This window comes from Cupriavidus pauculus (genome assembly GCF_002858765.1).
In the GTDB taxonomy this organism is placed as follows: domain Bacteria; phylum Pseudomonadota; class Gammaproteobacteria; order Burkholderiales; family Burkholderiaceae; genus Cupriavidus; species Cupriavidus pauculus_B.
In genome coordinates, this window is the sequence record NZ_PJRP01000013.1 from 158,450 (window position 1) to 173,683 (window position 15,234).

The 15,234-nt window shown below is 66.5% G+C and carries 10 protein-coding genes and 1 riboswitch; of the genes, 6 read left to right on the forward strand and 4 right to left on the reverse strand.

Annotated elements, in window-relative coordinates; translation table 11 throughout:
- Positions 1–103 precede the first annotated feature (103 nt).
- Entirely contained in the window at positions 104–1,192 is a 1,089-nt protein-coding gene (locus CYJ10_RS23770) for a porin (protein ID WP_101683902.1), read from the forward strand.
- Positions 1,193–1,240: 48 nt separating this feature from the next.
- On the opposite strand, the gene crcB is transcribed toward CYJ10_RS23770, so the two are convergent.
- Positions 1,241–1,627 (reverse strand): fluoride efflux transporter CrcB, encoded by a 387-nt coding sequence (crcB, locus tag CYJ10_RS23775; RefSeq protein WP_101683903.1) that lies wholly within the window; start codon positions 1,625–1,627, stop codon positions 1,241–1,243.
- 88 nt (positions 1,628–1,715) lie between these two features.
- A riboswitch (Fluoride riboswitch) is annotated at positions 1,716–1,777 on the reverse strand.
- 251 nt (positions 1,778–2,028) lie between these two features.
- Between crcB and CYJ10_RS23780 the strand changes: the two genes are divergently transcribed.
- Genes CYJ10_RS23780 through CYJ10_RS23795 form a run of 4 tightly spaced genes read left to right on the forward strand, consistent with a single transcriptional unit; the run spans position 2,029 to position 6,753 of the window.
- Positions 2,029–3,297, forward strand: coding sequence for an SfnB family sulfur acquisition oxidoreductase (locus CYJ10_RS23780; protein ID WP_101683904.1), 1,269 nt, complete (start codon positions 2,029–2,031; stop codon positions 3,295–3,297).
- Between the two features lies 1 nt (position 3,298).
- Positions 3,299–4,549 (forward strand): SfnB family sulfur acquisition oxidoreductase, encoded by a 1,251-nt coding sequence (locus CYJ10_RS23785; protein ID WP_101683905.1) that lies wholly within the window; start codon positions 3,299–3,301, stop codon positions 4,547–4,549.
- A complete protein-coding gene (locus CYJ10_RS23790; protein ID WP_101683906.1) occupies positions 4,549–5,916 on the forward strand; it encodes an LLM class flavin-dependent oxidoreductase in 1,368 nt (455 codons plus the stop codon). Before CYJ10_RS23785 ends, CYJ10_RS23790 begins: the two co-directional genes overlap by 1 nt.
- A 24-nt stretch (positions 5,917–5,940) precedes the next feature.
- On the forward strand, positions 5,941–6,753 hold the full coding sequence (locus CYJ10_RS23795) for a MetQ/NlpA family ABC transporter substrate-binding protein (RefSeq protein WP_101683907.1): 813 nt from the start codon (positions 5,941–5,943) through the stop codon (positions 6,751–6,753).
- Positions 6,754–6,811: 58 nt separating this feature from the next.
- Here the strand turns inward: CYJ10_RS23795 and CYJ10_RS23800 are convergent, their stop codons facing one another.
- Positions 6,812–7,222 carry a hypothetical protein gene (locus tag CYJ10_RS23800; RefSeq protein ID WP_146002103.1) on the reverse strand — a complete coding sequence of 137 codons (411 nt, stop codon included), beginning with the start codon at positions 7,220–7,222 and terminating at the stop codon, positions 6,812–6,814.
- Positions 7,223–7,336: 114 nt separating this feature from the next.
- Positions 7,337–8,614 (reverse strand): Bug family tripartite tricarboxylate transporter substrate binding protein, encoded by a 1,278-nt coding sequence (locus CYJ10_RS23805; RefSeq protein WP_257993491.1) that lies wholly within the window; start codon positions 8,612–8,614, stop codon positions 7,337–7,339.
- On the opposite strand from CYJ10_RS23805, the gene CYJ10_RS23810 reads away from it, so the two are divergent.
- Positions 8,613–13,823, forward strand: a complete 5,211-nt coding sequence (locus tag CYJ10_RS23810) for a trifunctional serine/threonine-protein kinase/ATP-binding protein/sensor histidine kinase (RefSeq protein ID WP_101683910.1) — start codon at positions 8,613–8,615, stop codon at positions 13,821–13,823. The genes CYJ10_RS23805 and CYJ10_RS23810 overlap by 2 nt on opposite strands.
- Here the strand turns inward: CYJ10_RS23810 and CYJ10_RS23815 are convergent.
- Positions 13,780–15,213: an MFS transporter gene (locus CYJ10_RS23815; protein ID WP_101683911.1), complete on the reverse strand. Its 1,434-nt coding sequence runs from the start codon at positions 15,211–15,213 to the stop codon at positions 13,780–13,782. The two genes, CYJ10_RS23810 and CYJ10_RS23815, sit on opposite strands and share 44 nt — an antisense overlap.
- Between the last annotated feature and the right edge of the window lie 21 nt (positions 15,214–15,234).

Consider the following 15,234-nt stretch of genomic DNA (forward strand, 5'->3'; position numbering starts at 1 on the left):
GCGGCGGAGCCTTTCGCCGCGATGGCTGCCGGGCGACTGCGCCCTTCACACCAAGCCACACAGTTTTCACAGATTCCCCAGCGGTATCCGGAAGTCCAATCCCATGAAGAAGTCCCTCGCGTTGTTCGCGGTCTCCGCGCTCGCCAGTACCGTGTCGGCCACCGTACACGCCCAATCCAGCATCACCCTCTACGGCGTGGCCGATGCCGGCATCGAATTCACCACCAACGCCGGGCGCAACGGCAACAGCCAGACGCGGCTCACGTCGGGCAATCTGTCCGGCTCGCGCTGGGGCCTGCGCGGCACCGAGGACCTGGGCCAGGGCCTGAAGGCGGTCTTCGTGCTGGAAAGCGGCTTTGATCTGGATACCGGCGTGTCGGGCCAGGGCGGCCGCCTGTTCGGGCGCAACGCCTATGTCGGCACCGAAAGCCGCTTCGGCACGTTGCTGCTGGGTCGCCAGCAGACATCGCTGCGCGATTTCGCCAACCTGTACGACCCGGCAGCGCTGGCCGACCGTTACGGCATCCTGTCGATCGCGCCGGAATTTGGCGCGCGTGCCGACAACTCGGTCAAGTACATCGGCCAGTTCGGCGGGCTGACCGCGTCGGCCTTCTATGCGTTCCAGTCGAACGGCAATGAAGTGCCAGGCAGCAACGTGTTCGGCCGCGATTTCGGCGCCTACGTCAACTACGTGACCGGCCCGTTCTCGGTGGGCGCGTCCTATGACGACGCACACGTTGGCACGCCGGCCAACCAGGCGCCCGTGATCCGCCGCTACTCGGTGGCCGGCACCTATGCCACCGGCCCGGTGAAGGTCTTCGCGGGCTACCGGCTGGCCAAGGCACTCGACGGCGCCACGCTGCCGGGCGCCCAGGCCGCCAACGCGGGCTCCAACCTGTATTGGCTGGCCCTGGGCTACAAGGTCACGCCGGCGTTCTCGGTCACCGGCGCCGCGTACTACCAGGACTTCCGCAGCACCGGATCCGACCCGTGGCTGTTCGCCGTGACGGGCGACTACACGCTGAGCAAGCGCACCGACCTTTATGCATCGGTGTCGTACGCGCTGAACAAGGACAAGTCGTACCTGGGCGTGAACGGGTACAACAACGTCTCGGCAACCACGCCGGTCTACAACGTCGAGCCCGGCGCGAACCAGCTTGGTGCGGTGGTCGGGATACGGCATCGGTTCTGATTGCGGAGCCGGCTGGCGTGCGGGGGCATGCCAGCCCGGCTTTCGGGGTCAAACACTGACCCATCGCACGGCCGCGCCCCCGGCAAACAGCGCGGCAACGCCCAGCAGCAACGAGCCCAGCGCATACAGCGCGGCATGGGCCAGTTCTCCCCGCTCATACAGCAAGGCAATCTCCAGCGCGTAGGTGGAAAAGGTGGTGAAGCCGCCGATGATGCCCGTGGTCAGGAACAGCCGCGCCGATTGCGGCAGTGACACCTTGAGCGCGAACAGTTCCACGACGGCCCCCATGGCAAAGGCCCCCAGCACATTGATCGCAAAGGTGCCAAACGGATAGTGGGTGCCGACCAGCCGCGCCGCCAGCAGATTCATGCCGTGGCGCCCGGCCGAGCCGAGTCCGCCGCCGAGAAAAGCAAAGAGAAAACCGTAGATCCCCATGACTGTCCTAGTTGAAAGATGACTTCGGGACAGGCCCGCCGATGGCGGGAGGGTGAAGACGTGGCCCCGCCATCGGCGGAACCCGTCCACCGTGACAGGAGCCATCAGCCCTTGCGGGCGGTTTCGGGAAGCTCCATTCCCATCGTGCAGCGCGGAAGCTGCTGGGCGGCATTGTAGCAGCGGCACACCGGCGGCACCTTTCATCGACGGTGCAGGAATTTGGTGGCCGCACGGCGTTACCGATCGATCGAAGGAATGCGCATGGTCTTATGCGTCCCGGTCGCGCTTGGATAGAACAAAGGCGTCGTTCGTGTACCGGACCTGCCGCAGTATGGTGTCGGAAACGTGCAGCGCCGCTGGCGGGCCGCCACCCCCGCGCTGCGCATTCTTTCCGATACGCCATGACCGACCTTTCCGACATCCACGCCGCGGAGCCTGCCGCCATCGGCCAGCGCGAACCACGCCTTCCCGATCCTTCCCGCGTGCGCCGCATCCGCACCGACGCCGAGGCCGTCGCAGCAGCGCACGCGCTGGCCAGCGTCTTTCGACAGGGCGCTTCCGCCCGCGATCGCGAACGCCTGCTGCCGTGGGACGCGCTCGATCTCTGGTCGGAAAGCGGCCTGGGCGGCATCACGGTGCCGCAAGCCCATGGCGGTGCCGAGGTGTCGTTCGCCACGCTGGCCGAGGTCTTCGCCATCGTCAGCGCGGCGGATGCGTCGCTGGGCCAGATTCCGCAAAACCACTTCGGCCTGCTTGGGGTACTGCGCGAAGCCGGAACCGACGCACAGAAGCGACGCTTCTACGCCGAAGTGCTGGCCGGCCAGCGGCTTGGCAACGCCGGGCCCGAGCGGCGCGCGGCAGGCAGCCGCACCGTGCTCGACGGCACCACGCGCCTGCAGCGGACCGCCCAGGGGCTGCGGCTAAGCGGCAAGCGCTACTACTCGACCGGCGCGCTGTATGCGCATCGCGTACCCACGCGGGCGCTGGACGACGATGATCGCCCCGTCCAGGTATGGGTGCCGCGCGATGCGGCCGGCCTGACGGTCATCGACGACTGGTCATCGTTCGGCCAGCGCACCACCGCCAGCGGCACCGTGGTGTTCGACCACGTGTCCATCGCGCCCGATGACGTGATCCCGCTCTGGCAACTGGCCGACAAGCCAGGGCTCTACGGCCCCAACTCGCAACTGATCCAGGCGGCCATCGACCTGGGGATCGCCCAGGCGGCATTTGACGACGCCGTGGCCTTCGTGCGCGAACACGCCCGCCCGTGGATCGACGCCGGCGTGGCACGCGCCACCGATGACCCCCATCTGATCGCTGACGTGGGCCGGCTGGCCGTCGACATCGAAGGGGCCCGCGCAGTGCTGCGCGAGGCCGGGCTGACGCTCGACGAGATCGCCGCGCAGCCGATCACCGAGGCATCAAGCGCCCGCGCATCCGTTGCCGTGGCCGAAGCCAAGGTGCTGACCACCGAAGCCGCGCTGCAAGCCAGCGAAAAACTGTTCGAGCTGGCCGGGTCGTCGGCCACACGGGCCAGGCACAACCTCGATCGCCACTGGCGCAATGCCCGCACCCATACGCTGCACGACCCCGTGCGCTGGAAGCTGCATCTGATCGGCAACTATCACCTGAACAACGCGCTGCCCAAGCGGCATTCCTGGAACTGACATGTCGTTGCTTCTGACTCCGCCGCCGGCCGATGGCCGCGCACGCCCCGCCCCTTCGCCCGCTGCCACGCCCCATGCCGTGGCCGACGATGCCGAGGCGATTGCCATCGCGCACCGGCTAGCCGCGCAGTTCGCGCCCGGCGCTGCTCGCCGGGACCGCGAGCGTCTGCTGCCCTGGGACGAACTGGAAACCTTCAGCGCCAGCGGCCTCTGGGGCATCACCGTACCGCGCGAGCACGGCGGCGCAGGGGTATCCAGCGTGACGCTGGCCGAGGTGATTGCCATCATCGCCGCAGCGGACGGGTCGCTCGGACAGATCCCGCAGAACCACTTCTACGCGCTGGAGGTATTGCGCGTAGGCGGCACTCCGGCCCAGCAGGCCTTCTTCCACCAGCGCGCGCTGGCCGGCGAGCGCTTCGGGAATGCGCTGGCCGAAATCGGCCACAAGGATTTCAAGCGGCGCACGCGGCTGACGCGCGACGGCGACGGCTTCCGCGTTGACGGGCAGAAGTTCTACTGCACCGGCGCGCTGTACGCGCACTGGATTCCGACGCTGGTGGTGACGCAGGAAGACGGCCGCGACGTGACATGGCTGGCCTTTGTCCCCCGCACGGCCGAGGGGGTGAGCATTACCGACGATTGGGACGGCTTTGGCCAGCGCGTGACCGGCAGCGGCTCGGTCACCTTCGACAATGTGCGGATCGAAGCCGACTGGGTGGTGCCGTTCCTCGCATCGTTCGAGCGGCCCACGACGATTGGACCGTTCGCCCAGTTGCTGCATGCCGCCATCGACCTGGGTATCGGTCGTGGCGCATTTGCCGCCACGCTGCCGTTCGTGCGCGATCACGCGCGGCCTTGGATCGACGCCGGCGTCGCCAGCGCATCGCAGGATCCGCTGACGATCCATCAGGTTGGCGACGTCCAGGTCAGGCTGCGTGCCGCCGAAGCGCTGGTGCGCCGGGCCGCCCGCGTCACTGACGCTGCCCGACAGGCGCCCGACGCGCAAAGCGTGGCGCAGGCATCGCTGGCCGTGGCCGCCGCACGCGCCGCCACCACGACCGCGTCGCTGCTGGCCGGCACGCGGCTGTTCGAGCTTGGCGGCACATCGGCCACGCTCGACAACCAGGGCCTGGACCGCTTCTGGCGCAATGCCCGCACGCATACGCTGCACGACCCGGTCCGCTGGAAGTACCACGCCATTGGCAACTTCCACCTCAATGACACGTTGCCGCCCCGGCATGGAGCCATCTGATGGCTGATGGTTCGCCTCGACAGCACATCCTGCTCAACGCGTTCAACATGAACTGCGTGGGGCATATCAACCACGGCTTGTGGACGCACCCGCGAGACCGGTCGACCGACTACAACACGCTCGAATACTGGATCGACCAGGCACGCACGCTGGAGCGCGGCCTGTTCGACGGCCTGTTCATTGCGGATATCGTCGGAGTGTACGACGTCTATCGCAACAACGTCGACGTGACGCTGCAGGAATCGGTCCAGCTTCCCGTCAACGACCCGCTGCTGATCGTGCCGGCCATGGCCGCCGCCACGCGGCACCTCGGCATTGGGGTCACGGTGAACCTGACCTACGAGCCGCCGTACCTGCTGGCGCGACGGTTTTCGACACTGGACCACCTGACGCGCGGCCGCGTGGGCTGGAACATCGTGACGGGCTACCTGGACAGCGCGGCCCGCGCGATGGGGCTGGACGCGCAGCTTGCCCATGACGAGCGCTACGACCGCGCCGACGAATACCTGGAAGTGCTCTACAAGCTCTGGGAAGGCAGCTGGCAGGACGGCGCCGTGCTGCGCGACAAGGCCGCGCGCGTCTTCGCCGATCCGGCCAAGGTACGCAAGGTGAGCCACCACGGCCGCTACTACAAGGTCGACGGCTACCACTTGTCCGAGCCGTCGCCGCAACGCACGCCGGTACTGTTCCAGGCCGGCAGTTCCGGCCGGGGGCAGCGCTTTGCCGCGCGCCACGCGGAATGCGTGTTCATCTCGCCGCCCAGCAAGGAAGCAGCGCGCAAGACCGTGACCGCGCTGCGCGAGCAGTTGGCGGCTGCCGGGCGCCACCCGGACGATGTGAAGGTGTTCATGGGCGCGGCCGTGGTCACCGGCCGGACCGAGACCGAAGCCCGCGAGAAGCACGCCGAATACCGCGACTACGCCAGCCGCGAAGCCGGGCTTGCCCACTTCGCCGCCAGCACTGGCGTCGATTTTGGTCGCTATGGCCTGGACGATCCGGTCGACTACGGCGGCGGCAACGCCATCGAATCGGCCACTCGCACCGCAGCGCAGCACGGCTGGACGCGTCGCAAGCTGCTGGACCTGTTCGATCTGGGCGGGCGCTATCCGGCGATTGTCGGTGACGCCTCGCAGGTAGCGGACACGCTTGCCGAATGGGTGGACGAGACCGGCATCGACGGCTTCAATCTCAGCCGCACCGTGGTGCCCGAAAGCTACGAGGACTTTGTCGATCTGGTCGTCCCCGCGCTGCAGGATCGCGGCCGCTACAAGACCGCGTACACCGACGGTTCGCTGCGGCACAAGCTGTTTTCCGACGGCGACCGGCTGCCCCAGCGGCATGCCGCCGCCGCGTTCCGCCAGTTCTGATTTTCAACAGAGGAAAGAAGCCACATGTTCATCAAGACCGGGGTCAAGCTGTTCGCCGCGTTGCTGGCGTTCGGTGTCATGCAGGCATCGCAGGCGGCAGACGCCGACAGGAAGGAAATCCGCTTCGGCGCCACGGCGGGCCCGTATGCGGACCAGGTCCGCTACGGCATCAAGCCGATTCTAGAAAAGCGCGGCTACAAGGTGACGATTATCGAGTTCAGCGACTACGTGCAACCGAATCTCGCGCTGGCCGATGGCGCCATCGACGCCAACGCCTTCCAGCATGTGGTGTATCTGAAGAAGTTCTCGGCAGATCGCAAGCTGCAGTTGTCGGAGTTGATCCAGGTGCCCACGGCGCCGATCGGCATCTACAGCCACAAGCACAAGACCCTGGGCGAAGTGAAGCCTGGCGCCACCGTATCGCTGCCCAACGACCCGACCAATCTGGCGCGTGCCATCGCCATCCTTCAGCAGATCGGATGGGTGACGCTCAAGCCGGGCACCGATGCCGTGCGGGCAAGCGAGCGCGACATCGAGGGCAATCCGCACAAGCTCAAGCTGATCCAGCTAGAGGCCGCCCAGTTGCCGCGCTCGCTCGATGATGTGGACTACGCCTTCGTGAATGGCAATTTCGCGCTGGGGGCCGGACTTAAGCTGACGTCGTCGCTGGCGCTGGAGAAAATTCCCGACTACTACATGAACCTGGTGGCCGTCAGGACCGACGACCTGAACAAGCCGTTCGTGTCCGACATTCGCGACGCCTACCGTTCCACCAACTTCAAGACGGTGACGCAGCAGCGCTTTGCCGGCTTTGTCGCCCCGACGTATCAGCGTTGAACACGTAGGAAAAGGGGCGGGGTGCGGGGCGCGGCGCCTCGCTGACGCGTATCGCGCTTCACGACAGGTTGGTGCCGGTCGCCGCGCGCAACAGCTCGGCGAGCTTCTCGTTCTCGTCGTCCCAGGCGCAGGCGTACGGCGCTGGCACGATCGGTCGGAAGGCCGCCGCAATCCTGGCCGCCATGTCCTCGAAAGCCGGCAGGCGACAGCGCCGAGGGCTGACGATCGCCGGCGCTTGCCGGCGCCGGGGAGCAGTCCTACCTTTAGGACTGCAGAGGCAATGATGAGACATCGCATTTCCGTCCTCAAAGAGCTCGTTACCGCTCGTCAACACGTCACCCGCTGCCGGCAACTCGTGCGGCGGCAGATCGAGATCGTCCGGTTTTGCCGGCACCGCCGCCGGGACGAGTCGGATTCCCTGAACCTGCTGCGGGAACTGCGCGAAGCGCTCGCCATCGGACGCCACCACATGCATGTGGTGGAAAAGGAACTGGGCCGGAAACCGTCGCCCGGCAGACGGGAGCGATAGCTGGCGCCCCGGATCCGGCCACAACGCCTCCGGGATCCATCGAGGCACCCGCGGCTACCTGCGCACGCCGCCCGATGTCTTGTCCGTGCGAATATCGATCTGGTCGGGAACGATGTGCCGGTCGATGATCAGCCGCTTCCACCGTGCCAGCTCCTGTTCGATAAACGCCTGGAAGTCGGCCGGGCCGGCATGCAACATCTTGAACCCGTAGCCGGTCAGCATCTCGTTCAGCGTCAACTCGGCAAGCACCTGCTGGATGGCGCGGTCGAGGGTCTCGACCCTGTCCCCCGGCGTATCCTTCGGCGCCAGTAGGCCGTACCAACCCGTGACAAACATGTTTGGCACGCCGGCATCCGTGAAGGTTGGCGTGTCGGGTGCCAAGGCCAGCCGGGTGTCATTGGCAATCGCCAGCGCGCGCAATTTCCCTGATCTGACATATCTGAGACCATCGGCACCGGCAAATACGGCATCCACATCGCCACTCATGGCCGCGGCCATGGCCTGAACCCCGCCGTGGTATGGGACATGCGCTACCCGGATGCCGGCGGCCTGGGAGAACATCTCGATGGCAAGGTGACTGGTATTGCCGTAGCCGGACGACGCCACTGTCACCCGGTCGGGATGGGCCTTCGCACGCGCCGTCAGGTCGGATACGGAACGGAATCCCGAGTTTGCCCCGACATAGAGCACCAGCGGTTGCTTGGCGATCAGCGAGACAGGCTGGAAATCCTTGACCGGATCGTAGCCGGCCGACTGACTCACAAGCGGCCCGATCGCGTATGCGGCGAGGGCAAGCACGAGGGTGTAACCGTCGTTCCGGGCACGCTGCACATAGCGCAGCGCTATCTGTCCGCCCGCGCCCGGCTTGTAGTCCAGTACCACCGAGGTCCCCAGGCGCTTCTGCAGCCTGGCGCCCAGCGGGCGCGCAATAAGATCCGCTGGACCGCCGGGCGGGTACGGCACGACGATCGTTATCGGTTGATCCGGGTAGGCTGCCCAGGCGGGATGAACCACCATCAGCGCGCCCGCCACCAATGCCCGGCCCCGCCGTGCCATCCACCGCCGCAGCCACTGCAAACCGGCCGGCCTTGCCCTGTCCAGCCGCGTCGAGATGCGTTCGATGGCCGCAAGCAGGTCTGATCGCATTCGTTTTGGAGAGGGCTGGAACGCTTGGGGCGCGATGGTCAAGATAACGTCGTCGGTCGATGGTCTGGACGCGATCATACGCCGGACTGGCCATTCGCCATTTGTTAATATCTGGCTTGCCTGCAGCGCCCCGGAATCCGCGGGCTTTCTTTCGCCCCCTCTCGTCAGCATTGCAATGTCATCCATGTTCTTCCCCCGGGCCGGAATTGGCCTCGGCTTCGACTCCACGTGGGATGCAGGCGACCGAATGTTCGGGCGCGGCTGGCAGTTGCTTGATGACGGCGCCAGGACACTGGTACTGGGGGTCTGGGCCGCCGATGGCCATCGCACGCCCGCCACGCTCGACCGGCTGGCGCATGAATACACGCTTCGCGACGACCTCGAAGCAAGTTGGGCTGCCCGTCCGCTGACGCTACTGCACGAACGCGATACCACCGTGCTGCTGCTCGAAGATCCGGGCGGAGAGCCTCTTGCGCGCATGCTCGGCAGTCCGATGGCCCCGGCGCAGTTCCTCGACATCGCCCTGGCCATGGCCAGTGCCGTCGGCCACCTTCACCAGCGCGGCCTGATTCACAAGGATCTGAAGCCTGCCCATGTGCTGGTGGCCGCTGACCGCACCCGCGCCTGGTTGACGGGCTTTGGCATCGCGTCGCGGGCATCGCGCGGCGCCGACCCGCTCCTGGAGACCAGCGAAATCGCTGGCACGCTCGCGTATATGGCTCCCGAGCAAACGGGCCGAATGAATCGCGCGATCGACACCCGAAGCGACCTGTATTCGCTTGGCATCACGTTCTACCAGCTGCTGACCGGCGCGCTGCCCTTCGCCGGCTCGGAGCCCATTGACTGGGTTCACGCCCACCTGGCGCGCGCGCCCGTGCCGCCGGCCGATCGCCGTGCCACGGTGCCTGCGATGCTATCGAGCCTGGTCATGAAGCTCCTGGCGAAGGCGCCCGAGGAACGTTATCAGACGGCCGCCGGGCTGCTGCGCGACCTGCAGCACTGCCACCAGGCGCTAGCGGCGCAGAGCGACATCGCGCCGTTCCCGCTTGGCCAGGACGACCTTTCCGACATCTTCACGATTCGCGAGCGCCTCTATGGCCGCGCGCAGGTCGTCGCCACACTGGAGGCCACGTTTGACCGCGTCGCGGCCACGGGTCGCAGCAAGATCGTCATGGTGTCGGGACATTCCGGCGTCGGCAAGACATCGGTCATGCAGTCTTTCGCGCGCGCCGTTGCCGAGCGCGGCGCCGTGTACGCAACGGGCAAGTCGGAGGCGCCGGCCGATGTGTCCGCCGACGGCGCCGCCGGCGACGGCGCACGACTGCCCTATGCATCGCTCGCGCAAGCGCTGCGTGGCCTGCTGCGAACTTGGCTGACCCGTGACGCAGCCGACGTGGCACCGTGGCGCACCGTCATTGCCGAGGCCCTGGGACCCAACGCCGGGCTGCTCGTGCCACTTCTGCCTGAACTCGAATCGATCCTGGGTCCGGTGCCGTGGGTGCCCGACACGCAGTCGCGCGAGGCCGGGCCCCGGCTCCATCTCGCCTTGCACAGCCTGGTGGCGGCACTGGCGCGCGCCGCACAGCCGCTGACCGTGTGCTTTGACGACATCCAGTGGCTCGACAACGAAACCACTACGCTGCTGCACCAGTTGCTGACCGATCCGGCCACGACAAACCTGCTGGTGGTCTGCGCCTATCGCAGCCACGAGGTGGGCGACGGCCATACGGTTACGCGCTGCGTTGCGGCGTTGCGTGCGGATGGCGCCGGCGTGACCCATATCGAGCTGGGCTGCCTCGACGCATCCGACCTGCACCAGCTCGTGGCCGAAGCGCTCCATAGCGATGCCGATGCCAGTGCACCGCTGGCACGCCTGGTGATGGAAAAGACGGCAGGCAACCCGTTTTTCGCCACGCAATTCCTGAGCGAGCTGGCCAACGAAGGCTTGCTGCGCTTCGACTACAGCGCAGCACGCTGGACCTGGGACCTCGACCAAATCGCGGAAAAAGGGTTCACCGACAACGTCGTGGCGCTGATGGTCGGGCGGATTGCCCGGCTCCCTGCCAGCACCCGCGCGGCGCTGAAGCTCCTGGCCTGCCTGGGCAACGACACCACGGTCGACACGTTGGCGCGCGGATGGACGCGCGACCCCGCTGAACTCGACCCTGCAATCCGTGAAGCCGTGCGTGCCGGGGTGGTCTCGCGCCAGGATCACGTGCTGCGCTTCCGCCACGACCGGATTCTCGAAGCCGCCTACGCCCGTATTCCCGAAGCGGAACGTCAGGCTTTCCACCTGCGCCTGGGCCGGCTGCTGCTGGAGCGCACGCCGCCCGAAGAGATCGACGCCAGCGTCTTTACGATCGTTGGACAGTGCAACCGGGCGGCGGACCTGATCGAACGGCAGGAAGAGCGCGACAGGCTAGCGGAACTGAACCTGGCCGCCGGGCTGCGCGCCAAGTCCACCTGCGCGAACACCGCGGCACTGCACTACCTCTCGGCGGGACTCGCGTTGCTGGGCGACGATGCGTTCACGCGCTGCGAGGCCCTCGCCTTCTCGCTGACGCAGCACATGGCCGAATGCGAATTCCTGACTGGGGAATCGGCGCGCGCCGAACAGCGACTGAACGCGCTGGCCGCGCGGGCAACGTCGCTGACGGCGCTGGGGGTCGTCACGCAGCTCCAGTTGGGCCTGCTGATGACGGGCGGGCGTCGCGTCGAAGCGTTGACGGTTGGCCTGGACTACCTGCGTCGTGCCGGCATCGACTGGTCCACCCATCCCGTGGCATCGGTCGTCGCGGACGAAGAAGCGCTGTTTGCGCGCCTGCTCGATGGCCGGGACATCGAAGCGCTGTCCGCCTTGCCGCGCATGACAGACCCGGGTGGGCTGGCCACGATGCGGGTACTGACGGCGCTGTTGCAGCCCGCCTGGTACACGGACGATCACCTGCGCACGCTGGTCATCCTGCGCATGGTCAACCTGAGCCTCTCTCTGGGGAATAGCGAGGAATCTTGCCTGGCCTATGCCTGGTTGGCGATGCTGCGCACGGCCGCTTCGAGCGACGGCGCGGAGGGCGTCGCACTCATGCGGCTGGCGCTCGGCGTGGGCGAGCAGCGCGGTGTCGAACGGATGCGCGCCCGCGTGTACCAGATTGCCGGCGGCAACCTGCTGCACTGGACACAGCCGCTGCGCGTGGCGCGTGCCCTGGTGCGCCGGGCGCTGGAGCTGACCGGGCAGATCGGCGACCTTACCTACGCCGCCTATATCCGCAGCAACCTGATGACCCACGCGCTCGCCATTGGCGACCCGCTGGGCGGTGTGCAGCACGATGCCGACTCGGGCAGCGTGTTCGCGTGGGGGCCACGCTTCGCACTGGTCGCGGATCGTCTCGCCGCGCAGCGCCAGCTCGTGCGGACATTGCGCGGGCAGACGCCGGTGTTCGGACGCTTCGATGCCAAGGACTTCAGCGAGACCGCGTTCGAGGCGCGCCTGGGCAGCGACGTGGGGCTGCGACTTGCGTCGTGCTGGTACTGGATCCGCAAGCTGCAGGCGCGCTACCTGGCCGGCATCGCCGCGGAAGCGCTGGAAGCGGCCGAGCGGGCTCGACCGCTGCTCTGGACGTCGCCCTCCTATTTCGAGCAGGCCGAATATCACTTCTATGCCGCGCTGGCGCGCGCGGCGTGCTGCAACCCTGCCGTCGCCGACGAACTGGCCCTCCACCTTCCCGTGCTGGCGGCCCACCACCGACAATTGGCGCAATGGGCACGACGTTGTCCGGCGACGTTCGCACACCGCGCCTTGCTCGTCGAGGCAGAGATCGCACGGCTGGAGGGACGCGACATCGACGCGATGCGCGGTTATGAATCGGCCATCGCGTCAGCGCGCGACAGCGACCTGATCCACATGCAGGCCCTGGTCAATGAGCTTGCGGCGCGCTTCTACCTGAGCCGGCGGCTCGACAACGTGGCGTTGGTGTACCTGCGACAGGCTCGCCATGCGTACCTGCACTGGGGTGCCGACGCGAAGGTCTGGCAGCTCGACAAGCAATATCCTGCCGCCCTGGGCGCGACCGCCCCGGCTGGCCCCGCTTCCGCGCCCCTGATGGGCACCATCGGCGCCCCGCTCCAGCATCTGGACCTGGCCACGGTGATGGCAATCTCGGAGGCGGTATCCGGGGAGATCCGGCTGGACCGGCTGCTGGCCACGCTGATGCGCACCGCCATCGCGCACGCCGGCGCGTCACGCGGGCTGCTGATCCTGCCGCAGGGCGCAGAGCACCGTGTCGCCGCGGAGGCTGCCGTGCACGACGACGCCACAACGGTGGCACTGGCCGACCGGCCGCTCGATGCGGCCGAGATGCCGCTGTCCATCGTCAGGCACGTGCTCGAATGTCACGAGCATGTGGTGGTGGACGATGCCGCCGCCCAGCCGTCGTTCTCGGCAGACACTTACATTCGCCAACGCCGGGCGCGGTCGATGCTGTGCTTGCCGCTGCTGAATCAGGGCAAGCTGATTGGTGTGCTCTATCTGGAGAATCGGCTGGCGCCCGGCGCGTTCGTGCCGGCACGGATCGAGGTCATCAAGCTGCTGGCGTTCCAGGCGGCCAGCGCCATCGAAAACAGCCGGCTTGACGAACAGCGTCGGGCCGCCGACGAGGCCCTGCATCGGGCGCGTGCTGAACTGGCGCACGTCAGCCGCGTCATGACGCTCAGCGCCTTGACGGCGTCCATCGCGCACGAGGTGAGCCAGCCCGTCGCCGCGCTGACGATCGAGGCGAATGTTGCGCTGCGCTGGCTCAAACGCGACAAGCCCAACGTCGAAGAGGCCGTGGAATCGCTGAACAGCATCGTTCAGCAGGGGCAGCGTGCGCGCAACGTCATCGTCGGCATGCGGTCCATGTTGCGCAAGGCAGGGCCTCAGGCGCAGCGCATCGACCTCAACGCGATGATCAACGAGACGCTTCCGCTGTTTGCCGGCGAATTGTCCCGCCACCGCGTCATGCTCAAGACCGAACTGCATCCGGTGCTGCCCATGGTATCGGCGGACAAGGTCCAGCTTCAGCAGGTGTTCCTGAATCTGGCCGTCAACGCCATCGAGGCCATGCAAGGCATCGAGACGCATGCGCGCGAACTGACGGTACGTTCGTCGGTCACCCCGGCGGGCGAGGTGCTGGTGACCGTGCATGATGTCGGCGTTGGCCTGCCAGCCGAGCCCGACGAACTGTTCGAGGCGTTCTATACGACCAAGCCGGAAGGCATGGGCATGGGCCTGTCGATCTGCCGAACGATCCTCGAGGCCCACGGCGGCCACTTGCGGGCGTGGCAAAACCGGCCCCGAGGCGCGATATTCGGATTCAGTCTGCCCGTCGACGAGACGGGACCCCTGGCTCGGGCATAGCGCGCATCATCCGGGCAGGCCCGTCGCACAGCATGGCGGGCTGTCCGGCATCCGCCACGTCATGGCTCGACTTGCTGTCGATGACCGATGCCGATTGACTGTGGTCGATCAGCAGCACCGCCAGCACCGCGATGACGGCGGGCACCGCGATGGCGACGAAGTTCAGCTGCAGCGGCAGGGACATGCTCACCAGCACGCCAATGACGATCGGAGCAAGGATCGCACCGCTTCTACCGATGCCGGAGGCCCAGCCAATGCCGGTTCCCCGGGCCGTCGCGGGATAGAACTGCCCTGCGTAGGCATACGTGACGATCTGCGTGCCGATGGTGGAGGCGCCGGCCAGCGCCACCACGAAAAACAAGGCTTCGGTCGGCATCTTGTAGCCAAGCAGGGTGATGGAAGCGGCGGCAAGCGCGTACATGCCCACCAGCACATGCTTGATGCTGAACCTGTCGGCCAGCCAACCGCCACCAATGGCGCCGGCCATCGCGCCAGCATTCAGCACCAATACGAACGTCAGTGCCGATCCGAGGCTATACCCCGCGCCAGCCATGAGCTTTGTGAGCCAGGAACTCAGCGCATAGACCATGAACAGGCACATGAAGAAAGCAACCCAGAGCATCACGGTACTGAATCCACGGCCATCACGGAACAACATGCGGATGGGCGCACTGGCAACCTTTTCGGCTTTCGGCAACGCGAACCGGTCTGTCGCCTGGGCATGATAGGTGGGTTCCATCTGAAGCAGGACTGTCCGGAGGGTATCGAGACGATTCCGCCGGATCAGGAACGGCAGCGATTCCGGCATCCGCTTCAATACAGCCGGAATGATCAGCAAAGGAACGCCCGCCGCCAGGAACACCGATTGCCAGCCGTATGTCTCGATCAGCGATTTTCCCATCAGGGCGGCGAGCATCCCGCCGACGGAATAGCCGCTGAACATGAGGGTGACCATCGTGCCGCGGATCCTGCGCGGCGAGAACTCCGTCATCTGCGCCACGACGTTGGGCATCACGCCTCCGATGCCAAGCCCGGCAAGGAAGCGTGTCACGCTGAACGTGACCGGATCATGGGTCATTCCCGCCGCAGCGGTAAAGACGCTGAACAGGCCAATACAGATGGCAATGGCCTTGGGCCGGCCGATACGATCCGCAATAGTTCCCATGATCACAGCACCGAACATCATGCCGAATAGCGCGGCGCTGACCATGAGCCCGGCACGTGTCGCGTCGACACCCATGTCTTTCATGATGGACGGCAGGGCAATGCCCACGACGGCGAGGTCATAGCCGTCGAAGATGATGATGATCGCGCACCAGAACAGGAGTCCTGCATGAAACCTGTTGAAGCGCGCGTCGTCTGCAAACTTTTGAACGTCAACGTGACGCATATTCTGTCTCCTCCGTTTTTA